Annotated in this window: 22 protein-coding genes; 19 read left to right on the top strand and 3 right to left on the bottom strand. The window is 38.2% G+C overall.

The features are described from left to right. A complete protein-coding gene (locus NSS81_RS02845) occupies positions 1-408 on the bottom strand; it encodes a reverse transcriptase-like protein (protein ID WP_342432049.1) in 408 nt (135 codons plus the stop codon). Positions 409-583: 175 nt separating this feature from the next. On the opposite strand from NSS81_RS02845, the gene NSS81_RS02840 reads away from it, so the two are divergent. The 9 genes from NSS81_RS02840 to mntR all read left to right on the top strand — a co-directional run bounded on the left by NSS81_RS02840 (position 584) and on the right by mntR (position 10901). After that, complete coding sequence (locus NSS81_RS02840; protein WP_342433910.1) at positions 584-1240, top strand: ribonuclease H family protein; 657 nt, start codon at positions 584-586, stop codon at positions 1238-1240. Between the two features lie 22 nt (positions 1241-1262). After that, positions 1263-1448 carry a zinc-finger domain-containing protein gene (locus NSS81_RS02835; protein WP_342432048.1) on the top strand — a complete coding sequence of 62 codons (186 nt, stop codon included), beginning with the start codon at positions 1263-1265 and terminating at the stop codon, positions 1446-1448. Positions 1449-1520: 72 nt separating this feature from the next. Continuing rightward, positions 1521-1802, top strand: a complete 282-nt coding sequence (locus tag NSS81_RS02830; RefSeq protein ID WP_342432047.1) for a hypothetical protein — start codon at positions 1521-1523, stop codon at positions 1800-1802. Positions 1803-2038: 236 nt separating this feature from the next. After that, positions 2039-3445: a cytochrome ubiquinol oxidase subunit I gene (locus NSS81_RS02825; RefSeq protein ID WP_342432046.1), complete on the top strand. Its 1407-nt coding sequence runs from the start codon at positions 2039-2041 to the stop codon at positions 3443-3445. A 2-nt stretch (positions 3446-3447) separates the two neighbouring features. Further along, a complete protein-coding gene (gene cydB, locus NSS81_RS02820) occupies positions 3448-4461 on the top strand; it encodes a cytochrome d ubiquinol oxidase subunit II (RefSeq protein WP_342432045.1) in 1014 nt (337 codons plus the stop codon). Beyond that, positions 4461-6179, top strand: a complete 1719-nt coding sequence (gene cydD / locus NSS81_RS02815) for a thiol reductant ABC exporter subunit CydD (protein ID WP_342432044.1) — start codon at positions 4461-4463, stop codon at positions 6177-6179. Before cydB ends, cydD begins: the two co-directional genes overlap by 1 nt. Further along, complete coding sequence (gene cydC / locus NSS81_RS02810) at positions 6176-7906, top strand: thiol reductant ABC exporter subunit CydC (protein WP_342432043.1); 1731 nt, start codon at positions 6176-6178, stop codon at positions 7904-7906. The genes cydD and cydC overlap by 4 nt, the downstream gene beginning before the upstream one ends. Before the next feature lie 120 nt (positions 7907-8026). Then, positions 8027-10174, top strand: coding sequence for a DNA topoisomerase III (locus NSS81_RS02805; RefSeq protein WP_342432042.1), 2148 nt, complete (start codon positions 8027-8029; stop codon positions 10172-10174). A gap of 301 nt (positions 10175-10475) precedes the next feature. Further along, on the top strand, positions 10476-10901 hold the full coding sequence (mntR, locus tag NSS81_RS02800; RefSeq protein WP_342432041.1) for a transcriptional regulator MntR: 426 nt from the start codon (positions 10476-10478) through the stop codon (positions 10899-10901). 188 nt (positions 10902-11089) lie between these two features. On the opposite strand, the gene NSS81_RS02795 is transcribed toward mntR, so the two are convergent. Continuing rightward, entirely contained in the window at positions 11090-11302 is a 213-nt protein-coding gene (locus tag NSS81_RS02795) for a DUF3892 domain-containing protein (RefSeq protein WP_342432040.1), read from the bottom strand. A gap of 110 nt (positions 11303-11412) precedes the next feature. Here NSS81_RS02795 and NSS81_RS02790 point away from each other — a divergent pair, with 110 nt between their 5' ends. Next, complete coding sequence (locus NSS81_RS02790; protein WP_342432039.1) at positions 11413-12120, top strand: class I SAM-dependent methyltransferase; 708 nt, start codon at positions 11413-11415, stop codon at positions 12118-12120. 145 nt (positions 12121-12265) lie between these two features. On the opposite strand, the gene metA is transcribed toward NSS81_RS02790, so the two are convergent. Next, entirely contained in the window at positions 12266-13174 is a 909-nt protein-coding gene (gene metA, locus NSS81_RS02785; protein ID WP_342432038.1) for a homoserine O-succinyltransferase, read from the bottom strand. Between the two features lie 188 nt (positions 13175-13362). Here metA and NSS81_RS02780 point away from each other — a divergent pair, with 188 nt between their 5' ends. From NSS81_RS02780 to NSS81_RS02740, 9 genes are all read left to right on the top strand, one after another. Further along, on the top strand, positions 13363-15051 hold the full coding sequence (locus NSS81_RS02780) for a formate--tetrahydrofolate ligase (RefSeq protein WP_342432037.1): 1689 nt from the start codon (positions 13363-13365) through the stop codon (positions 15049-15051). Between the two features lie 16 nt (positions 15052-15067). Next, positions 15068-15610: a hypothetical protein gene (locus NSS81_RS02775; protein ID WP_342432036.1), complete on the top strand. Its 543-nt coding sequence runs from the start codon at positions 15068-15070 to the stop codon at positions 15608-15610. 106 nt (positions 15611-15716) lie between these two features. After that, entirely contained in the window at positions 15717-16565 is an 849-nt protein-coding gene (locus NSS81_RS02770) for a DegV family protein (RefSeq protein ID WP_342432035.1), read from the top strand. 119 nt (positions 16566-16684) lie between these two features. After that, positions 16685-16810 carry a hypothetical protein gene (locus NSS81_RS02765; protein ID WP_342432034.1) on the top strand — a complete coding sequence of 42 codons (126 nt, stop codon included), beginning with the start codon at positions 16685-16687 and terminating at the stop codon, positions 16808-16810. 82 nt (positions 16811-16892) lie between these two features. Continuing rightward, the gene (locus NSS81_RS02760) at positions 16893-17543 is read left to right on the top strand and encodes an HD domain-containing protein (RefSeq protein ID WP_342432033.1); all 651 of its coding nucleotides are present in this window, start codon (positions 16893-16895) and stop codon (positions 17541-17543) included. Beyond that, positions 17540-19426 (top strand): ABC-F family ATP-binding cassette domain-containing protein, encoded by a 1887-nt coding sequence (locus tag NSS81_RS02755; RefSeq protein ID WP_342432032.1) that lies wholly within the window; start codon positions 17540-17542, stop codon positions 19424-19426. Before NSS81_RS02760 ends, NSS81_RS02755 begins: the two co-directional genes overlap by 4 nt. A gap of 345 nt (positions 19427-19771) precedes the next feature. Then, the gene (locus NSS81_RS02750; RefSeq protein ID WP_342432031.1) at positions 19772-20962 is read left to right on the top strand and encodes a TVP38/TMEM64 family protein; all 1191 of its coding nucleotides are present in this window, start codon (positions 19772-19774) and stop codon (positions 20960-20962) included. Beyond that, positions 20943-21926: a lysylphosphatidylglycerol synthase transmembrane domain-containing protein gene (locus NSS81_RS02745; protein WP_342432030.1), complete on the top strand. Its 984-nt coding sequence runs from the start codon at positions 20943-20945 to the stop codon at positions 21924-21926. The genes NSS81_RS02750 and NSS81_RS02745 overlap by 20 nt, the downstream gene beginning before the upstream one ends. Then, positions 21923-22678, top strand: a complete 756-nt coding sequence (locus NSS81_RS02740; protein WP_342432029.1) for a glycine/sarcosine/betaine reductase selenoprotein B family protein — start codon at positions 21923-21925, stop codon at positions 22676-22678. The genes NSS81_RS02745 and NSS81_RS02740 overlap by 4 nt, the downstream gene beginning before the upstream one ends. Positions 22679-22851 lie beyond the last annotated feature (173 nt).

Below are 22851 nucleotides of genomic sequence, written 5' to 3'. Positions count from 1 at the left end.
CTATTGCTCCCCCAATTTGTTTTTTCTGATTGCCTGACGTGAAAGTTCATCGGCAACCTTGTTTTCAATACTTGGTATCCATTTCATAAAAAATAAATCGAACTGTTTTGTTAAATGTAATGCCTTTTTCAGGAGGGGCGAATAGAGGCTGTTTTTCACAAACTCCTTCTCCACTGCATTATTGACTAATTTTGAATCCGTTCGAAAAGAAACGAGGGACCCTGAATAGCCTTTTTCTAAACAAATCTCTAATGCTTTGATGAAGGCATGATATTCTGCCTCGTGGTTTGACATGGACCCAAGGGGAAACGAAAACTGCTCCGCCTTGCCATTCCCTTTAATAAAAATCCCCGCGCCGCTGGGTCCAGGATTACCTGCACTTGCCCCGTCAATATAGACTTCAATCAAAGTGGACCCTCCATGTATATTTTTTTAAAATCTTATCATAGTTTAACACATTCAAGCGCAGAATTATTATTTCCAAATCTCCTTACAGGAAACTGGGTATGCTAAGCATAATTGTCTAAACATATTGTAAAAGGAAGGATTTTAAAATTTTATTTTTCAAGAAAGGTTGAAAATTATGAAATATCGGGTTGAGTGGAATTATAAACTAAAAGGAAACGAGAAAATACTTTTTACTTCTGATTGGGTTTCAGCTGAATTGGCTATTCAAGTTGGAGGAGAACTCGAAAAATCGGGAAAAGCGACTGAGCTGTATTTTTATGATGAAAAAGGTACATCTTGGATATTAAAGGAAATGATTAAACTAATATCAGAAGTCGAGGAAGATCCCCATGAAATTACTGTCTACTTTGATGGTGGCTTCCAAAAAGAAACAAATCAGGCAGGACTCGGGGCTGTGATATACTTCAGGCAAGGAAAAAAGAAATACAGAATTAGAGCAAATGAACGAATTGATGAAATGGAAACAAATAATGAAGCAGAATATGCAGCTTTCTATTATGCACTAAATATCCTTGAGGAATTGGGTGTTCACCATCTGGGCTGTGAATTTAAAGGAGACTCACAGGTTGTCCTAAAACAGTTAGAAGGAGAATGGCCATGCTATGAAGATGTCCTCAACAGCTGGCTCGATCGGATTGAAGAGAAAATTAAAGCACTTGGACTTACACCAAAATATAGTCCGATTTCAAGAAAAGACAATAAAGAAGCAGATAAATTAGCAACTCAGGCATTAGAAGGGAAAGAAATCTTCGCTAAAACCCAGATACTTTAAGGAACGAGGTGCACTCATACCCGTGAAGAATTTTAATAGGAAAGAACTGTTTACAAATGTTGAAACTCTAATGAGTCAGTACTGTAATGGCTGCCTTTTACACCAACATTTTAAAGAAGAAGGCGGCAGGAGATTTGCGCACCGTTTCTGTATCTCGCAATGTACTGTCGGGGAGAAACTGCAGGAGTATGGAAAAAAATTAATATAAGACAATCGGTTTAACATAAAAACTACTCATCCTCATATCTTTAATAAAAATGGTGTAAAAGGGTGAGTGTAGATGTATCGATTTTCTATCAAGGGAGAGAAATGGATTTTAAGATTCTCACCGCAACTCATAATTGATATTGAAGTGAAACAAGCAGTATTAAAGTCATTAATGGAAATTGGCAATGAATTATCGGAGTATTCCCATGGAGAAGCCTTTCTTATGTTTACGAAGGAAATTGGGGCGATTGTTTTTGATGTAGAAAGAATGCCTTCATTTATCTTAACTGTTTCAAATATTATTCCGGAAGAAAACTGGTATGCTCATGAAAATTCATTAAAACAAACCAAATAAAAAGTGAGGAGGGTGGTCAAAAATTGACCACCTTTTCTGTGCTAAATGTCACGATATCGTCAAAAACATGTGAACTAATTTTGAATTTATTTGTTAAGATATGGGTGAGGTAATAGATATTATAAAGAGATAATTATTATCATTAATTATGTTTTTATAGGGGTAATGTCGAAAATTAAGAATGTATTACATAAGATTGTGAGTTTCTGAACAAATATAAAAGGGAGGTATTTTCTGTGGATGCAATATTATTGGCAAGGACACAGTTTGCCGCGACAACCATTTTTCACTTTTTCTTCGTGCCGCTTTCCATAGGACTTGTATTTATGGTTGCCCTAATGGAAACATTGTACGTCATGAAAAAGAAAGAGGTCTATAAAAAAATGACAAAGTTTTGGGGGCATTTGTTCCTAATAAACTTTGCGGTTGGGGTAGTTACAGGAATTATCCAAGAATTTCAATTTGGAATGAACTGGTCGGATTACTCACGATTTGTTGGTGATGTATTTGGTGCGCCACTTGCAATCGAGGCCTTGCTAGCCTTCTTTATGGAATCAACGTTTATAGGACTTTGGATATTTGGCTGGGACCGGTTATCAAAAAAGGTCCACTTGGCCTGTATCTGGCTAGTGTCCTTTGGAACGATGCTGTCTGGTTTTTGGATATTAATGGCCAATTCCTTTATGCAGGTACCAGTCGGGTTTGAGATGAACAATGGACGTGCAGAAATGAATGACTTTTGGGCATTAGTCACAAATGGACAATTATTAGTAGAATTCCCACATGTCATCACAGGCGCATTATGTACAGGAGCCTTTTTTGTTGCTGGAGTAAGTGCTGTTAATCTTTTATGGAAAAAACATGTGGATTTCTACATGAAGTCTATAAAAATCGCAATAATTATTGGATTAATTGGTAGTATTGGAACAGCCCTAAGCGGTCACACCCAGGCGAAATATCTTGTGGGAACACAGCCAATGAAAATGGCCGCAGCAGAAGGAATCTGGCAGGATACAGCCGATCCAGCACCATGGTCAGCCTTTGCTTTTATTGATACAGAAAAACACGAAAATAGTTTTGAAATTAATATCCCATATGCAATGAGCTTTTTAGCTTATTCTAAATTTGAAGGAAGTCTTAAAGGGATGGAAACTCTTCAAAAAGAGTATAGCCAAAAATATGATTCAGTTGTCGGGGAGGAAACTAACTATATTCCACCCGTTAAAACAACCTATTGGAGTTTTCGGTTGATGATTGGTTTTGGAGTCGCGATGATTTTGTTATCGATTATTGGAGTTTACCTTTGGAGAAAAGGAAAAATTGAACAAAGTTCTATGTTCTTGAAATTTCTAATACCTGCAATTTCTTTTCCATTCCTAGCGAATACTGCTGGTTGGATTATGACAGAGGTTGGCCGTCAGCCATGGACAGTGTTTGGATTAATGACAACCGCAGACTCGATTTCACCAAATGTATCACCAGGTACGATCTTATTTTCAACAATCATGTATTTGCTTGTGTTTACCATTCTTGGTGGAGTAATGATTTACTTAATGGTAAAAGAAATAAAAAAAGGTCCGGAAATACATCATGGGATTGACTTAAAAGTGTCAACAGACCCATTTAATAAGGTAGGTGCTTAAAGATGGAATTGAGCGAATTATGGTTTGTCTTAATCGCCGTCGTCTTTATCGGCTTCTTTTTCCTTGAAGGCTTTGATTTTGGTGTAGGTATTTCAACGCGCGTTCTCGCAAAAAACCAATCAGAACGGACCATTATGGTTAATACAATTGGTCCCTTCTGGGATGCAAATGAAGTTTGGCTGTTAACGGGTGGAGGAGCAATTTTTGCAGCCTTCCCGCATTGGTACGCCACCATGTTCAGCGGCTATTACCTGCCATTGCTGGCCGTCTTGCTTTGCCTAATTGGTCGTGGTGTCTCCTTTGAATTTCGCCGTAAAGTTGAAAATCCAAAATGGACCAACACATGGGATTGGGTAATATTCTTTGGGAGCTTGCTTCCACCATTCTTATTAGGGGTTTTATTTACAAGTATACTAAGAGGAATGCCAATTCAAGAGGATATGAATATGACTGCAGGCTTTTCCGACATCATCAATGTATACTCGCTTTGGGGCGGTCTAACTGTCACCTTGCTCAGTTTCTTACATGGGCTTAACTTTCTAACACTTAAAACAGAGGGAGACATTCGCGAAAGGTCTGCAGTCTTAGCAAAAAAAGTTACTCTAGCAGTCTTAGGGGCACTTGTTGTTTTTGTTGGGTTATCATGGTTTATGACAGATATATTTGAAGTACGCTTAGTTCCAGAGCTTGTGCTAGTTGTGCTAATAGTCCTTGCTTACGGGTTAGCTTACTTCTTTATCTCTACAAAGCGTGAAGGTTTATCTTTTACAATGTCCGGACTTGGTCTAGTTTTTACTATTGCTGCTATCTTTGTGGGTCTTTTTCCAAGAGTAATGATTAGCAGTATCAATAAAGCATTCGACTTAACGGTTTATAACGCAGCAAGCGGGGCTTATTCTCTAAAAATAATGACCATTGCCACCTTAACAATTTTGCCGTTTGTTTTAGGCTATACAATATGGAGTTATTATGTATTCCGGAAAAGAGTAACCGACAAGGAGCATTTAACCTACTAATGGATAAAAAAACGTTCTTATTAATGGGAGCCAAGCCAGTGGTGGCTGGCTTGGGAATGTTAACGGTTTTACAGGGTTTAACGATTATTAGTCAGGCATATTTTTTGGCAAAAGCTATCTCCTCTCTTTTTGGGGGAGATTTGTTTCGTGATGTCATAGCTGAATTGGCGTTATTTTTTCTTTCTCTTATAGCTCGTCAACTGCTTACCATTTTGAAAAAAAATATTGCCTACCATTTTGCTGCTTGTACAAGCAGAGAGTACCGGGAAAGGTTATTACAGAAATTATTTGCTCTTGGACCTAGGTTTGTTAAGGAAGAAGGCTCAGGTCAGACTGTCACCCTGGTAATGGAAGGGACGATGAAGTTTCGTCGTTATTTAGAACTTTTCTATCTAAAAATGATGAACGCGGCAATTATTCCAGCCATGGTTTGCTTGTTCATTCTATTAGAAAATAACAGGTCAGGAATCATTTTACTTCTTGCCCTTCCGATCCTAGTTGCCTTTATGATTTTATTAGGAATAGCAGCAAAAAGTAAGGCTGACAGTCAATATGAATCCTATCATTTGCTATCCAATCATTTTGTCGATTCATTAAGAGGGTTAGAAACACTTAAATATTTAGGCCTTAGCAAGAAGCATATTGAAAAAATAGCTCTAGTCAGTGAACGATATCGAAAAGGGACAATGGCAACACTTCGAGTAGCCTTTTTGTCCTCTTTTGCCCTCGAATTTTTTACCATGCTCTCTATCGCAACAGTGGCTGTTTTTCTTGGTATTGGCTTAATTAATGGGACAATGGAGTTGCAGCCTGCCTTAAACATCCTTATCCTAGCACCTGAATATTTTCTGCCAATCAGGGAGGCAGGTTCAGATTACCATGCCACACTCGATGGTAAAAATGCAGGTAAAAAAATTCAAGATATTCTTAATAAAAATATATTGTTACCAGATCAAGTCCAGATTGCAGACTGGGAACCTAAGAGTACCTTTTCTGCCCGTGGTTTGAGTGTTGAGTTTTTAGAAGAGGAAAAGTATGGATTAAAGGATATTAGTTTTTCATTTAAGGGCTCAAAAAAAATTGGCATTATTGGTGAAAGTGGTTCAGGGAAATCTACCTTGATTGATGTATTAAGCGGATTCTTAACACCCTCTACAGGTGAGTTTCTTATCAATAATAAAAGGTTAATTGATTTATCAACAAAAAACTGGCAAAGTCAATTAACCTATATCCCCCAACATCCTTATTTATTCCATAATACAGTAATGAATAATATTCGCTTTTACCAGCCAGAAGCAACAGAAAATGAGGTGGAAATGGCGGCAATGAAAGCAGGTCTGCTTGAAGTGATTGAAGGCTTGCCACAAGGAATGGCGACCATTGTTGGTGAGGGCGGGCAAGTGTTAAGCGGAGGTCAAGAACAGCGGATTGCAATTGCTCGGGCATTCTTAGGAGAGCGGCCGGTGTTAATGTTTGATGAACCCACGGCCCATTTAGATATTGAAACGGAAGCCGAATTAAAAAAGACCATGCTAGAACTATTTGAAAATAAACTGGTGTTTTTTGCTACACATCGTTTACATTGGATGCTGGATATGGATCAAATTATTGTCCTTAACCAAGGGAAGCTAGTTGAAACAGGAACACATGAGGAGTTAATCGCAAAACAGGGAACCTATTATCAATTAGTTCGAAGACAAATGGAGGGGATCTCATGAATAAGGAAAAATGGATCATCCCCTATTTGCAGCAATATCGTGGCTTGGTTTTTCTAGCGATTCTGTTAGGGTCACTAACGATTCTTTTTGGCGGGGCACTGATGTTTAGTTCAGGGTACTTAATTTCAAAAGCGGCGACACAGCCTGAATCAATATTAATGGTCTATGTACCAATCGTAGGTGTTCGGACCTTTGGGATCGGCCGTGCAGTGCTTAGTTATGTGGAGAGATTAATCGGCCATAGCATTGTATTGAAAATTCTCTCAAATATGCGTGTTCGCTTATATAAAATCGTTGAGCCGCAAGCCCTGTTCCTTCGATCACGTTTTCGTACAGGAGATATTCTTGGTGTCCTGGCAGATGATATTGAACATTTACAAGACTTTTACTTAAAAACATTATTTCCAGCTATTATTTCATTAGTTATCTACACAGTAATCATTGTTTGGAGTGGCGTTTTTTCAATTCCTTATGCCATTCTGCTAGCTGTTCTAATCGGGCTGTTAGTGTTCGTAGGGCCAATCCTTTCCCTCTTATATGTTAAAGCGAAAAATGAGCAAATAAAGAAGGGGAGAAATCAGCTTTATCAACAGTTTACTGATGCAGTCTTAGGAATCAGTGACTGGATTTTCAGCGGTCGCTATTCTAGTTTTATTGAACGATATGAACGACAGGAAAGAAAACTATTAGAAGTTGAAACAAAGAAACATTATTTTGTGAATTGGCGTGATATTAGTAATCAAATCGCGCTTGGAACGATTGTGATTTTGTCAATTTACTGGGCGAATGGGCTATCTCTTAGAGGTGAAATAGCGCCGACCTTCATTGCTGCTTTTGGACTCTTAATGCTATCGTTACTAGAATCCTTTCTTCCGATATCTGGAGCTATAAGTGAAACAACATCTTACAGGGATTCACTCAAACGCCTAGTTGTTATTAAGGGCAATAATTCCATAATAGTAGAGCCAGCTGACGTTCCTAAGGACTTGTCGGAAATTACGATTGATATTAAGGAGCTCACATTTGGCTACTCTGAAAATGTATTATTGGACAATTTTAACCTAAAGATTAGGCAGGGTGAAAAAATAGCGATTATAGGACGAAGTGGTTCAGGGAAATCTACGCTTTTGAAGCTATTGCAGGGAGCACTCATTCCAGATAGCGGGGAAATAAAGCTAAATGGACAGGATTCACATCTGCTAGAAACCATGATTCCGAGAATAATGGCTGTTCTAAACCAAAAAGCCTATCTATTTAAAACCTCTGTAATCAATAATATTCGCCTTGGCAATCCGGACGCTACCGAAGAAGAAGTATTCAAGGCTGCAAGAATGGTGCAATTAAATGACATGATTATGCAATTGCCAAAAGGGTATGAAACGAATATGCTGGAAACTGGACAGCGCTTTTCCGGTGGTGAACGCCAGAGAATCGCCTTGGCACGAATCTTGCTGCAAGAAACACCAGTGGTGATCCTGGATGAACCAACGGTGGGACTCGATTCAATCACCGAAGCAAAACTATTAAATACCATTTTCGAAACATTAGACGGCAAAACGATAATCTGGGTAACACATCATTTAATCGGTGTGGAAAAAATGGATCGCATCCTATTCCTTGAGGAAGGGAAAATTGTTATGGAAGGAACCCATAATCAGTTACTTAAAAATGAAGCTAGATATCAGCGTCTGTATGCTCTTGACTGTCCTCTTTCCATCAATGAATAAACAGATAAAGATAGATGAAAGTATGGCATCTTTGAACAGGTGGCATTTTTTAAGTCTTTACGAATTACGAATGAAGTGGGAAAATGATTCGGGATGCTTATAAAAAGGAGCAAACATAAAATGAAAGTAATTATTGCTGAAAAACCTGATCAAGGATCAACATTAGCTTCTATTTTTAAACATAAAAAACAAAGTGGTTTTATAGAAATTTTTCCGAATGAAATATTTACAAAAGGTGCCTACGTCACATGGGCTATTGGTCATCTCTGCCAGCTAGTCTCCCCAGAAAAATACGAGCCCACCTGGAAAAAATGGTCGTTGGATACTATGCCGATCATTCCTGAACACTTCCAATATGAAGTAACGAAGGATAAGTCAAAGCAATTTTCTATTATCAAAAAGTTAGTTTCTATTCCAGAGGTAACAGAAATCATTCACGCCGGTGATGCTGGGCGTGAAGGTGAACTAATCATCCGTAATATTTTACGGTTAACCAACTGTAAAAAGCCGATGAAGCGACTATGGATTTCTTCATTAACAGCAAATTCAATTCGTGATGGTTTTAATAAATTATTAAATGAAGATCACACAAGGAGTTTGTATTTTGAAGCCTATACACGAGCCTGTGCAGATTGGGTCGTCGGGATGAACGCTTCCCGTTTGTACAGCCTGCTTTTGCAAAAGAAGGGCTTTTCAGATGTTTTTTCAGTAGGTAGAGTTCAAACGCCCACTCTCGCGTTGATTGTTAAAAGAGAACTTGAAATTGCCAACTTTAAGTCTGAGCCCTTTTGGGAGGTCATTGCCCAGTTTGATATCAATGGCAAGAAATATACTGGAAAGTGGCAAAATGATGGGGAAACCCGTGTAAAAACTAAGGCAATGGCAGAGAAAGTAGCTGCCTTTTGCCGTGAAAAGCCTGCTGAGGTGGCAGAGGTAGTCTCTGAAAGAAAAGAATTTTTACCACCCTTACTCTATAATCTTTCTGTTCTCCAGGCAGATGCCAATAAACGTTATAAATTTTCACCAAAAAAGACACTTGATGTCCTGCAAAAGCTTTACCAAAAAGGAAATGTTTCTTACCCGCGTTCAGATTCGCGCTATGTAACGAAAGAAGAGGCAAATACTTTCCCTGAAATTCTTAACAAACTAAGCCAGAAAAATGATTATCAAAGCTATTTTCCGTTACCCATACAGACGCTTACCGATAATAAACGATATGTTAATGAAAAAAAGGTTACTGATCACTATGCTATTATTCCAACGGAGCAACTGCCAAATCTTGACAAACTGGATTCGGATGAAAAGAAACTCTATGACATGATTGTCAAGAGTTTAATTGCTGCCCATTATACAAAGGCAATTTCCGAATACACGACTGTGAAAACGTTAGTAGACGGACGAGCTGTTTTTCAATCGAAAGGAAAGGTCCAAATTGAAGAGGGCTGGCGGAAGGTCCTTCAACAAAAAGAGGCGGAAGATGAGCCAGTGCTTCCAAAATTAGAACAGGGAGAGCAGGGACAAACGGCTAAAGTGGAAGTTAAGGAAAGTCAGACCCAGCCGCCGAAGCGGTACACCGAAGGTCAACTGATAACCTTAATGAAAACGGCGGGCAGGCATATCGAGGATAAAGAACTTGAAAAAGTATTATCTCGGACGGAAGGCCTTGGAACAGAAGCAACACGGGCGGGTATCATCACGATGTTGAAGGACCGCCAATACATTGATGTAACAAAGAATCTAGTTTATGCAAAAGCGAAAGCTATGATATTAATAGAAGCGATTGGTCAAGAAATTCTCGCCTCACCGGAAATGACAGCTAAATGGGAACAAAAATTGAAGGAAATATCTGAGGGCTCTTTCTCACCTAAGAACTTTATGGAGCAAACAACTAAAATGATATCCCATTTAATTTCGATAACCATTAATAAGTCTGATGAATGGGTATTTAATGAAGAACTGACGGATTCTTTTGTCCCGCGTGAATACAAAAAATCCAAGGCAACCAAAGTTGGAATTTGTAAGCTTTGTGGCGGAGCGGTTATTGACCTCGGAAGCTTTTATGGCTGTTCCAATTATCAAAAAACAGGCTGCAGGTTCTCCTTATCGAAAAAAATTAAAGGAAAAACAATCCCACAAAAACAGATGAAAAAGCTGCTAACAGAAGGTGCAACCGAGCTCATTGAAGGGTTTAAAGGAAATGAAAAAGAATTTTCGGCGAAACTGAAATGGGATGAAAAAGAAAATAGAGTGCAGTTTGTATATTCTTAGGTCTAAATAGGACTCAAATTTTAATATTAAACGATTGTTTGTTCCTCTTAGGAGTTCTGACATGGAAACAGGTTAATGGAATGAAAAATCTAGAAAATGCAACAGATACTATTTGTAGAATAATTAAAATGGCCACTTTGCTAGAAATTGTTTTAAGCAGTGAAAGTGTTGCAGATCTGTGAAAATAAAATCAAGAACGATGTAAAAAAAATAGTATGAAGGATTATTTGTAAATCTTTCTTGTCACTATTTTTTATCTATAGTAAACTTTAAGTTGAGTATTTTTTTTGGAGGGTACGGGATGCCAACACCTAGTATGGAAGATTATATCGAACAAATATATATTTTAATTGAAGATAAAGGATACGCTCGCGTCTCGGATATTGCAGAAGCGCTATCTGTCCATCCCTCCTCAGTAACAAAAATGGTTCAGAAACTTGATAAAGATGAATATTTAGTATATGAAAAATACAGAGGGCTGAGTTTAACACCTAAAGGTAAAAAAGCAGGGAAACGTCTAGTTTTTAGACATGATTTACTCGAGCAGTTCCTAAAAACCATCGGAGTAAAAGACGAAAATATTTATCAGGATGTTGAAGGGATTGAACACCATTTAAGCTGGGACTCAATTGAACGGATTGTTGATCTTGTTCAATTCTTTGAAGAAGATGTAACCCGGATTGAAGCATTAAAACAAATTCAAAAGCAAAATGAACAAGAGGATTAAAGAGAAGCAGTGGATTTCATAACATTTGAAATCACACTGCTTTTTTGTGTTTGAACCTGAGATATCGATTGGATGACTTGATTGGAGACTGTACACCCAAATTTTATGGGATTTGGGTAACCAAGAGCCATGATAGGTGACTCAACGGTTTATAGAAATCCGAATTTGAGTAGTCAATGTGGTGCTTTTTAGAATAAATCCGGATAATGGTCGAAGGTCTGTTCAGATTCAGGGCTAAGTAGCATATTGCCCTCGGAGTCCTCTGTAGCCTGTACTCCTTGAATCAAGCCACTTTCCATCTCCACTAATGCCTTTTGGTAAGATATAATCCGCCCAGTAGATGTGACAAAACTGATAATTTCTCCATAGTGATTGCGATGAAGTGCAACTAAAGTTTCCACAAAATTCCCCCTTTGCCTAGTATTATTACTACATTTTTAAGATAATAAACAACAAGAGAAAATTTAATGAATAAAGAACATTCTTAATTGAAATTTCTAGGGGGAGTAATGTGACAAACATTAACTGGGTAAATGAAGCAGAAAGACAGTGGGGTGAGCGTGCAGACACCTGGCACTCGAGTAGCAAACAAATGTGGGAAATTGGCAGCAGAAAAGATATCATTCCTTTTCTAATAAAGCATCTGAGTGATACGGCTGCAATTTGTGATATAGGCTGTGGCGACGGCTATGCCTCATATAAATTAGCCACTATGGACTTTCAGGTTACAGGGGTGGATCTTTCTGAGCAAATGCTGGAAAAAGCTCGGGATAGGGCTAAAAATACCAGTGGACAATTTTACAAAGCTGATATTTCGGATTTGCCATTGGAGTCTAGTTTTTTCGATGCGGTTATGGCGATTAATTCACTAGAATGGACGGAAGATCCATTAAAGGTAATCCATGAAATGAAGCGGATTGTTAAAGATGACGGCTTAATTTGTATCGCTATATTGGGACCCACCGCAATGCCGCGGACAAACAGTTATCGCAGGCTCTATGGAGAAAAAGTTATTTGCAATACGATGATGCCTTGGGAACTGGAGAAGCTAGCTGAAGAGAATGGGTTGCAGAAAGTAGATGAGATCGGTGTTTATAAACGCGGAGTGGATAAACTTCCAGTAGAATCGCTTTCGTTAGACTTAAGGCAGTCTTTGTCTTTTATGTGGGTTTTTCTGTTCAAATATAATAAACCATTAACAGAGGTTGTTAGTGACTGAAACACCAGCAGGAAGGTATGTTAGGTCGATAGAGAAGGGTTCCATCGACTGAACCCAATAGTTGTTCTCTAAGAAATCTGAAAAATAATAAAAAGCCAAAAGCATGTGTTGATCAAACACGGCCTTTGGCTTTTTTAGAGTTAATTTAGTCCCAATTAAATGGTGTTTCCTGGTATACATAATAATTTAGCCAGTTTGAAAAGAATAAATGGCCATGCGCACGCCAGCGGTTTATAGGCGGCCGGGTCGGGTCATTGTTTGGAAAATAGTTCTCAGGCATGTGGATTTCAAGGCCTTTATCTAAATCTCTTTCATATTCCTGAGCCAAGGAATCAGATTCATATTCTAAATGACCTGTGATCATTACTTGTTTGCGATCACGAGAAGCAATTAAAAGCGCTCCGGCTTCCTCGGAGGCAGCTAATAATTTAAGATTGGGATTTGCATGAATTTCATCAATTGATACGTCCGTATAACGGGAATGAGGAGCATAAAAATAATCGTCAAACCCATGTAACAGGAAGTCATTCTTTTCAAAGGTTTGGTGTGCATAGACTCCAGAACATTTTCGTGACAATTCAAATTTTCCAATATCAAAATGGTAGAATAATGCTGCCTGTGCACCCCAGCAAATATGGAGAGTAGAGGTAACATTCGTTTGGGTCCATTCCATAATTTCCATGAGCTCCTGCCAATATTTTACTTGCTCAAATTCTAGCAGCTCAATTGGAGCACCTGTGATAATCATCCCATCAAACTTTTGATTCTTAACTTGAGAGAAAGATGTATAAAACTGTTCGAGATGCTGTTTACTTGTATTTGTTGCTTCATAGGAATTAGTCGTTAAGAATTTGACATTTACCTGTAGCGGACTGTTACCTAACAGTCGAAGTAGCTGCGTTTCGGCTTTTTCCTTTTCAGGCATTAAATTTAATATCAGTATATTTAATGGCCGGATATCCTGACGGGTTGCTCGTTCGTCATCCATGACGAAGATATTTTCCTGTTCAAGGATTTCCCGTGCAGGAAGAAGCTTTGGAATGTTAATTGGCAAGTGACAATCCCCCTTTTTTTTAATTATCTCATAGATATAGTATATTGTTTAAAAATTAGATCATTAATATTATAAGCATTATCTTAAAGACAGAAAAGAATAATTTTTCTAAATACCTAGAAACTAGGCTTCTATTTGATACAATAATAGAGTGCTTATTATTTTAAATGTGAATGCGGGGGATTGTTTTGCAAATGAAAACTACAGTAAAATCTGACATTGAAATTGCACAGGAATCAACAATGAAACCAATTGTCGAAATTGCAGCTGCGATTGGTTTAGAAGAGGATGACCTCGAACTTTTCGGTAAGTATAAAGCGAAAATTTCCACAGAAGCGCTTGCGAAAATTAAAACAAAAGATAGCGGAAAAATCATTCTTGTCACCTCAATTAACCCAACGCCAGCAGGTGAAGGAAAATCAACTGTAACGGTTGGCCTTGGCGATGCTTTTAATCGAATAGGCAAAAAAGCAATTATTGCAATAAGGGAACCATCTTTAGGACCAACTATGGGAATTAAAGGTGGAGCGGCAGGTGGTGGTTATGCACAGGTCATGCCAATGGAAGATATTAATTTACATTTTACTGGTGACATCCATGCGATTACGACTGCAAACAATGCACTAGCAGCTTTATTGGATAACCATATTCAGCAAGGAAATGAGCTAAAAATAGACCAGCGCCGAATTGTTTGGAAGCGTGCGCTAGATTTAAATGATCGTGCCTTAAGAAAAGTCATTATTGGGCTTGGTGGTCCTACACAGGGAGTACCTCGTGAAGATAGCTTTGATATAACCGTTGCATCAGAAATCATGGCCGTGCTATGTTTGGCGACTGATCTAAACGATTTAAAATTACGATTATCACGTATGGTCGTTGCCTATAATGATAAAAAGGAACCTGTAATCGTTGGTGACCTTCAAGTGGAGGGCGCACTAACTTTATTGTTAAAAGATGCAATTAAACCGAATCTTGTTCAAACCATTGAACATACCCCTGCGCTGGTCCATGGCGGACCGTTTGCAAATATTGCCCATGGCTGCAATAGTGTCATTGCCACAAATGCAGCAGCTAGGCTTGCAGATTATGTTATTACTGAGGCAGGATTTGGCGCTGATTTGGGGGCGGAAAAGTTTTTACATATTAAAGCAAAAAGTGCAGGCATTAAACCTGAAGCAGTTGTAATAGTTGCAACTATCCGTGCGTTAAAAATGCATGGCGGAGTGGGAAAAGCAGATTTGGCAAAGGAAAATATTCCATCGCTTACGCTCGGATTTGCTAACCTCAAAAAACATATTGAAACAATTAAAAGCTTCGGGCTGCCGGTTGTAGTAGCCGTAAATAAATTTATTACTGATACTGCTGACGAAGTAAAAACCTTGCTTGAATGGTGTCAGCGGGAAGATGTACCTGTTGCTTTAACCGAGGTTTGGGAAAAGGGAGGAGAAGGCGGAGTTAAGTTAGCTGAAACTCTTTTATCAGTAATTGAAAATGAGGAGAATAATTTCCAGCCACTGTACGACGCTTCAGATTCTCTTGAACAGAAAGTAAGGACGATTGTTCAAAAGGTTTATGGTGGAAAAGATGTAGAGTTATCTTCTAAAGCGAAAAAACAGCTCGATGATTTTGAAAAGTTTGGCTGGTCAAATCTTGCGATATGTATGGCAAAATCACAATATTCCTTGTCTGATGATCCAACTAAATTAGGTAGGCCTAATGATTTTACGGTAAAAGTCAGGGAGTTTAAACCATCTATTGGTGCCGGATTTATTGTCGCCTTAACAGGTGATGTTATGACAATGCCGGGTCTTCCAAAGAAACCGGCAGCATTAAAAATGGATGTCGACGAAAAAGGAAATGCCATTGGATTGTTCTAAGAATTGAGGTGATCTAATGTTTGATCCTACAGCCTTTGATAATATGAAAGTGGTAATCGAAGGTGCAATCTATGATTTAGATCTTGATGGTGAAATAAGCATCATTGATCGAAACGACCTTTTTAATCTTGCAAAATTGTCACGCAGTTTCAATGTTAGTTTTAAACTGCCTGGTAATAAAACAAGAAGAGTAATGGCAAAAATATTGTTGGAATCGAATCTGGAAAATCTGGCAGCAGAGCTATTAACTGGCTCTCTGTCAGAAAAGGATACAGGCAGTATGGTCAAACTGGAGTTTTTCCTTGAGGGTGCTTTGGCTCCAGATGATTATAAGCAGATAGAAGTAATACTCCTTGATGTTTGGGGAGAAACTAGAAAGATTCAGCAGATGGTCCATTATTATCCGTTAGAGAATCACAGAGATATCTTGAATATTTTTACAGTTGAGTTTGAAAGACTTGTTCGCGAAGAGCAACTAGATGACTTAGCGGGAATGGTACAATTTATGATCACCACTGTCCAGCAATTGTCCAAATTTACATCCAAACCAGCCCTGTAAAAAGGGCTGGTTTTTTCAATTTAATTATTTACAATCTACCCCTTTAAGGTTACGATAATTATATGTAGATATTATGACCTAGTACTAATGAAAAGGGGAGATGGACTTGGTTAGAACGGCTTGGGTAACTGATAGCACAGCGTATTTAGATGGCGAATTAGCTAATCATCCTGATATATATAAAATTCCGTTAACAATCCTGCTAGATGATGAGGAATATGCAGATGGTATTGATTTAACTGCAGAACAACTATATTTAAAATTAAAGGAGCTTAAAACTCCGCCAAAAACATCACAGCCATCAATTGGTGCCTTTCAAGAACTTTATGAAAAACTAGCGCAGGATTATGACCAAATTATTGCGGTTCTTTTATCAGGTAAGTTAAGTGGGACGGTTTCTTCAAGTGAACAAGCAGCAAAGCTTGTAGATATTCCAGTCATTACCTTCGATTCTCAAATTCTTACCTACCCAATGACAGCTTTATTAAAGAAAGGTATTGAATTAATTGAGGCAGGAAATGGCCTCGAGTCGGTCATCGACCAACTTGAAACGATAAAAACGACGAATGAAACGTATGTTCTGATCGGAAGCTTAGAGCAGCTTCATCGCAGTGGAAGGATGTCTGGATTACAGTTTTTCTTAGGAAGCATGCTGAACGTAAAGCCAATCATTTCGATTGAAAATGGTGGACTCAATACAAAGGAAAAGGTAAGAAGCGAGAAGAAGGCTAAGGAAAAAATCTTTGATTACTTAAGATTATCCTACGAAAAACATCATTTTAAAGAAGTGTATATCCTCTATGGTCTTCACCTGGAACATGCTAATGAATGGAAAGTGGAATTAAATAAACAATTTCCTGAGTTAAATGTTATTTGCTGTCCACTAGGTGCAGTCATCGGTGTACATGCAGGAGAAAACACGCTCGGAATCAGTTGGCATAATGCTTTGAATTAAAACCCTCCGACTTATTGGAAGAAGTTTGAATGTAAACTTCCTCACTTGCTGCGCATACTAAAATTGCTATTAATTTTAGATGAGAGGGGTTAACCGCCATTAGTAAGCAAGGACAAAACATGACGAGAGAACAAATTGAAAAGTCAGATCAAAAAAATGATGTGGAACTTGGCAGTGAATTTCAAATTGGAAACTCAAAATCACAAAGCCAGAAAAAAAGTGGCCGCCAAGCAATCAAAAAGTAATCCCGAACATTCGGGGTTACTTTTTTCTTATTCTTTAGTGTTTCATGTTAAAATAACATGGATGAAGGTAGGTGTTTGTAAAATGAAAAATCAAATCATAAAGCGAACAGAAGTTTTTGTCCGAAAGGAATTAGGCGAAGATGCAACGGGTCATGATTGGTTCCATGTGGACCGAGTTCGGCGCAATGCATTACATATTTGTACCGAAGAAAAGACAGGTGATCCATTTATCATTGAAATGGCCACGCTTCTCCATGATATTCCTGACGAAAAGATAAATGAAAGTGCTGAGGCAGGAACCGCCAAGCTCAATGCTTTTTTTCAATCAGTCGGTTTAGCTGAGGAAACTGAAAATCATATTAATCAGATAATCGAAACGATTTCATATAAAGGCGGAAGAAAAACGAAGTTAGAAACGGTTGAGGCAAAAATCGTTCAGGATGCAGACCGGCTGGATGCCATCGGAGCAATCGGAATTGCTAGGGCTTTTGCTTATGGTGGTAAAAAGGGACAGCTTATATACGACCCAAACATCAATGTAAGAGAAGAAATGAGCTTAGAAGAATATCGTAAGGGAAAATCAACGAGTATTCATCATTTCTATGAAAAACTGCTAAAATTGAAGGATTTACTAAATACAGAGTCAGCCAAGAAAATGGCGGAAAGCCGTCAACAAATGATGCTTAGATTTTTAGAACAATTTTACCTAGAATGGGATGGTCAAGACTCATGAAAATGCTCACAGTCGAAAATGTTTCAAAAACATATGGGGAGAAACTGCTCTTCAACGATATATCGGTAACGATTGGTGAAAAAGAACGGGTTGGATTAATCGGAATTAATGGCACGGGGAAATCCACATTTTTAAAAATTATTGCTGGATTAGACGTTGCTGATGAAGGGAAGATTATTGCAGCAAAGGACTACTCTATCGCTTTTTTAGACCAACAGCCAGACTTAGATTTAGAAAAAACTGTAATTGAAGCGGTCTTTCATGGTGATGCTCCAATCCTTAAGCTTATGCGAGAATATGAAAAAACATTGTTGGACTTGAATGTCTCTCCAAATGACACGAAGGTCCAGGAAGAGCTTTTTAATTTGCAAAAACGAATGGATGCCTTAAATGCTTGGGATGCCAGTACGAATGCAAAGTCGATTTTAATGAAATTAGGAATTGAAGATTTTTCAAAGAAGGTCGGCGAGCTTTCTGGCGGACAAAAAAAGCGTGTGGCACTAGCACAGGTACTAATAGCTGAGCCGGATTTACTTATCCTTGACGAGCCTACCAACCATCTTGATTTTGACTCTGTTAAGTGGCTTGAGGGGTACTTGAGTAGGTACAGTGGGTCAATCCTACTGGTTACCCATGACCGTTACTTTTTAGATCGAGTCGCAAATCGAATGATTGAACTTGACGGAGGCAATCTCTATAGCTATAAAGGAAATTATGCTGCCTTCATCGAAGCAAAGGCAATCCGCGAGGAAAATGAAGCGGCAACCTATGAAAAAAGAAAGAATCTTTTTAGAAGGGAGCTTGAATGGATTCGACGTGGCGCCAAAGCGAGGTCAACCAAACAGAAGGCAAGAATCCACCGTTTTGATGAGCTCGATGATAAGCTTTCAGGTGGAAAACCAATAAACGAAAAGGTTGATATCTCGTTAAATGGAAGTCGTTTGGGCAAACAAGTATTTGAACTGAAGGATGCATCAAAGCGTTATGGAAAAAAGACGATAGTAGCAGACTTCAGTTTGCTCGTTAAACCGGGAGACCGGATTGGAATTATTGGGAAGAATGGCACAGGGAAATCGACACTGCTAAACATTCTGGCAATGAAAATTCCATTAGACAGCGGAGAAGTCATTGTTGGTAAAACGGTTAAATTCGCTTACTACACACAAGAGAGCGAAGACATGGATGAAAATCTGAGGATGATTGAATACATTAAAGAAACGGCTGCAATAGTTGAGACATCGGATGGTAAAACGATTTCCGCTGCTCAAATGCTTGAACGCTTTTTGTTCCCTCCGTCCACACATGGAACACCGATACGTAAGCTATCTGGCGGAGAAAAACGCCGGTTATATCTTTTAAAGTTATTAATGACTGCTCCGAACGTGCTGTTGCTTGACGAGCCGACAAATGATCTTGATACGCAAACATTAACGGTTCTTGAAGATTATCTTGAAGAATTCGCCGGAGTGGTAATTACTGTTTCCCATGACCGCTATTTCCTTGATAAAGTAGCTGAGCAGCTGCTCGTTTTGCTTGGAGAAGGCACAATAGATTCTTTTTATGGAAATTACAGTGAATATCTTGAAAAAGAAAACGCCTTTGGGATGCAAAAACCTACACCTGTCGTAACTCAAGTAGTTAAAGCTCCAGAAAAAGAAAAAAAGAAAAAGATGAGCTACAGGGAGCAAAAGGATTGGGAAGAAATTGACGAGGTCATAGCAAAAACTGAAACGAAGCTTGAAGAAATAGCTGCAGAAATGGCGAAGACAGGCAGCGACTTTACTAAGGCGCAGGATTTGATGAAACAAGAAGCAGAATTAACTGAAAAACTCGAACAACTAATCGAACGCTGGGAATATTTAGCCGAACTAGCTGACAATTAGTAAAAAGTGCGTCATTGACGCACTTTTTCTGAGTTTTTTTAAAGAAAGTATTTTTTAGATATTTATTTTACAAAAAATCACATCTATTTATCCAATATTTCACTATGTGATATATCGATAGAAATAGATTGAAACAATAGATAAATTGAATTTATCTTAATAAATTATTTACTTATAATGTAGAAGGTCAAAGTATTAATATAGGTTACAAAAGGATAGAAAACTAGGTAGAGAAACGAATAGAAAACCTACACTTTTATAGTGTTATGATATTAGCAACTCAAGCAAACTTTGTTATAGAACACCTGTTGTTTTAGCCATTCAATTGTTAATTAGGTGATGAAAATGAAAACTATATTACGAGGACTTGGATCTTTAATCTCAACTATGGTGCTTTTTCTTCTAATTGGATTGTCACTAGCGTTATTAATGATTCAAAGTTCGTGGGTTAATGTGCGTTTTGACAGTGAATACATTGTAACAATTTCGATTCTAACAGGATTTTGGTTATTCTTTTTAAAGACGTTTATGAATGCAAAGAAACTTGCTATTTGGGAATCTGTCTTGTCATCCTCACTAGCAGTAATTGTGAGTTTAGGAGTAATTGGCTTTATTACAATTTCACATGGAAGTCTATCAATCCTTCCAGCTTATGTTGTTAGAAAAGCATTTTTTATGGAAAAAGTGATTACACTTGGGGGGATGAATAATTTATTAATGATTATTCTTCCTATAGGATTTGCTGTTCTAGTATTTACTATTGTGAGTAGAAATAATACAAATGTGGAATTTAATCATGGATGGAATCAGATCTCAGGCTTCAAAAGGTTTGGGATTATGTCTTTTTTTGGCATAATCGCCTTATTTCTATTGATTTATCTTGGACAAGGTGAAATTCGGAACACAATTAATCAAGCAATCATGTATTTAAAGGATGCAGATGTTGAAGGGTTCAAGGATTACCTCTTATCATTTGGCCCGCTTGCTGCTGTTATTTCTGGATTAATGATGGTTTTTCAATCCATCATTGCACCACTCCCTGCCTTCGCGATTACTTTTGCCAACGGTTTGTTATTTGGATGGGGGCTAGGGGCAATCCTTTCATGGAGTAGTGCCATGATTGGGGCAATCCTATGTTTCTATCTAGCAAAAGTTTTGGGCAGACCAGTTGTTGAGAAAATTGTTACGAAGAAAGCATTGACTTGGTGGGACCAATTTTTTGGTAGGTACGGAAAGCACGCGATATTTATCGCGAGACTTGTACCGATTGTTTCGTTTGATTTAGTCAGCTATGCTGCAGGGGTTACATCTATCTCTTTTTGGCAATTTTTCTGGGCAACGGGTCTTGGGCAATTACCTGCTACAATTCTATATTCCTACCTTGGTGAAAATGCAACGAGCACCGTTCAAATTTTGTTCTTCCTATTTACTATTGTTATCGCGCTAGCTGTGATTGGCATGATACTACGTCCTAAATTACAAGGATGGAATAAAGCGAAGCAAGGAGAAAAAGTTAATGGAAACAAGGTTGGATAAAAAAGGGTTGATCATAAGAATTTTAGGAAGCACGGTGTTAATACTTTGGCTTTTTAGCAAGGTGGAATGGAAAAATATTGTTGAGATTGCCAGTCAGGGGTCACTCTTTTATTTTATCGCTGCGGCTATAGCAATCCAAGTTACCGTGGCAACTAGCATCTGGAAGTGGAAGATACTTGTTGCGTCTTCGATAAATCAAGACAAAAAGGGAGGCGCCTCATTTTCTAAATTGGGGCGCTTCTATTATATTGGTTTATTTTTTAATAATTTTTTGCCTGGAAGTGTCGGTGGGGATGTAGCGAGGGTTTACTATTTAGGGAGAATCACTGGAATTCCTGTTGCAACCGTATCCGTGGGCTTTGAAAGGATAACTAGTGGTGTAGCTTTAGTAGTTATTGCCAGTATTGCCTCCTTTTCTATGGAATCAGCTAGGGTGTTTCTCTTTCCTATATTTGTTACTACTGGAATTATTTTGTTCGTATTTCTGGGAATTAGAAATTGGATTAAGAGGGATCGGACGAAAACTGGAGTCTCGAGTGAAGTCCCGATTTCTAAACTTGCCAAAGGTATACGTAATTTAAAAGATGAGCTTGTAAAAATTGGCGAGGCTGGGGCTACATATCGCAAGGAAGGGATGAAATGGTGGCTATCTGTCGCCATACTCTCTATACTTTTTCAAGTTGGAATGGCGTTGATCAACCATTTTTTATTTTTATCCTTTGATATACACATACCATGGTTGGAAATGCTAATGATTATTACCTTAATTTCAGTAATTACAATGTTACCAATAAGTGTTAACGGTTTTGGAGTTCGTGAAGGATGCTATATTTTTTTCTTCAAGGAATTAGGAGTCCCAGATGAAATCGCTGTAACAGTTTCACTTATGTTCTTCTTACTTGTTTCATTATCAAGTATAGTAGGTGGGTTATTTTGGATGATAGAAAGGGTGCGTAAGGATTGAGGTTATCTGGAAACCGATTAATCGAATCGATTGTCAGTCAAAAAGCGAAGTATATGATTCAGCCAATTCTAGGAGATATTCCACTGACTCACTTTACTAAAGCAACTAACGAAGCAGTCTTTGCGTTAGTAACAACAGCAGGTGTCCATATGAAGACACAGCCTGTTTTTGATGTTGAAAAGGGAGATCCAACAGTTCGATTCATTACATCAGCAACCGAGGAAAAAGAATTAATGATTAGTCATACTCATTTCGATCGAAGTGATGCTGATCGTGATATTAACTGTGTTTTTCCGCTATTTCGGCTTAGAGAAATGGCTGAAAAGGGAATCATTGGTGGAATTGCTCCAACACATTATGGAATAATGGGATATATCCCTGATACAAAGCCTCTAATTGAAGAAACGATTCCGTTAATCCTTAAACAACTGCAAGATGAAAAGGTAGACGCTGTTATTCTTAATCCCGGCTGATATATATGCCATCAATCCGTGGGATTGATTCAATATGCAATTGAAAAAGCAGGAATACCGACGATATCAATCTCGCATTTACCGGAATTAACCAATAAAGTAAGGGTTCCAAGGTCATTGCATCTCCGTTTTCCTTTAGGGAGAAGCTTTGGTAGAGCAGGCGAAGTGGATATACAAAGGCAAATTATTCTTGATGCGATTCGTTATCTCAAGGAAATAGATGTCCCTGAAACAATGATTAAACTTCCGTATAAGTGGAAAGGAAAAAGTAAGAAATGACAGCAAAAATAATGCAAAGATTACTCTGGCATAGTCGATGGCTGTTGCTTGTAGGGTTAATGGTCTATAATATTTATTGTTTTAATGTAACTTTTGAAATATCATCATTTCTTGTCATTCATGGTTTTTTTATAGCGTTTTATACCTTTTTAGGAATGTTGGAGAAATATTGT

The sequence above is a fragment of the Neobacillus sp. FSL H8-0543 genome (genome assembly GCF_038592905.1).
GTDB lineage: Bacteria > Bacillota > Bacilli > Bacillales > Cytobacillaceae > Neobacillus.
This window is presented reverse-complemented; position numbering and strand designations above follow the sequence as displayed.

Coding starts and splice junctions, on each gene's coding strand:
- NSS81_RS02750 (WP_342432031.1), top strand. CDS start 19,772: ATGAAAACTATATTACGAGGACTTGGATCTTTAATCTCAACTATGGTG.
- cydD (WP_342432044.1), top strand. CDS start 4,461: ATGGATAAAAAAACGTTCTTATTAATGGGAGCCAAGCCAGTGGTGGCT.
- NSS81_RS02830 (WP_342432047.1), top strand. CDS start 1,521: ATGTATCGATTTTCTATCAAGGGAGAGAAATGGATTTTAAGATTCTCA.
- mntR (WP_342432041.1), top strand. CDS start 10,476: ATGCCAACACCTAGTATGGAAGATTATATCGAACAAATATATATTTTA.
- cydB (WP_342432045.1), top strand. CDS start 3,448: ATGGAATTGAGCGAATTATGGTTTGTCTTAATCGCCGTCGTCTTTATC.
- NSS81_RS02805 (WP_342432042.1), top strand. CDS start 8,027: ATGAAAGTAATTATTGCTGAAAAACCTGATCAAGGATCAACATTAGCT.
- NSS81_RS02840 (WP_342433910.1), top strand. CDS start 584: ATGAAATATCGGGTTGAGTGGAATTATAAACTAAAAGGAAACGAGAAA.
- NSS81_RS02775 (WP_342432036.1), top strand. CDS start 15,068: ATGTTTGATCCTACAGCCTTTGATAATATGAAAGTGGTAATCGAAGGT.
- NSS81_RS02765 (WP_342432034.1), top strand. CDS start 16,685: ATGACGAGAGAACAAATTGAAAAGTCAGATCAAAAAAATGATGTGGAA.
- cydC (WP_342432043.1), top strand. CDS start 6,176: ATGAATAAGGAAAAATGGATCATCCCCTATTTGCAGCAATATCGTGGC.
- NSS81_RS02745 (WP_342432030.1), top strand. CDS start 20,943: ATGGAAACAAGGTTGGATAAAAAAGGGTTGATCATAAGAATTTTAGGA.
- NSS81_RS02755 (WP_342432032.1), top strand. CDS start 17,540: ATGAAAATGCTCACAGTCGAAAATGTTTCAAAAACATATGGGGAGAAA.
- NSS81_RS02760 (WP_342432033.1), top strand. CDS start 16,893: ATGAAAAATCAAATCATAAAGCGAACAGAAGTTTTTGTCCGAAAGGAA.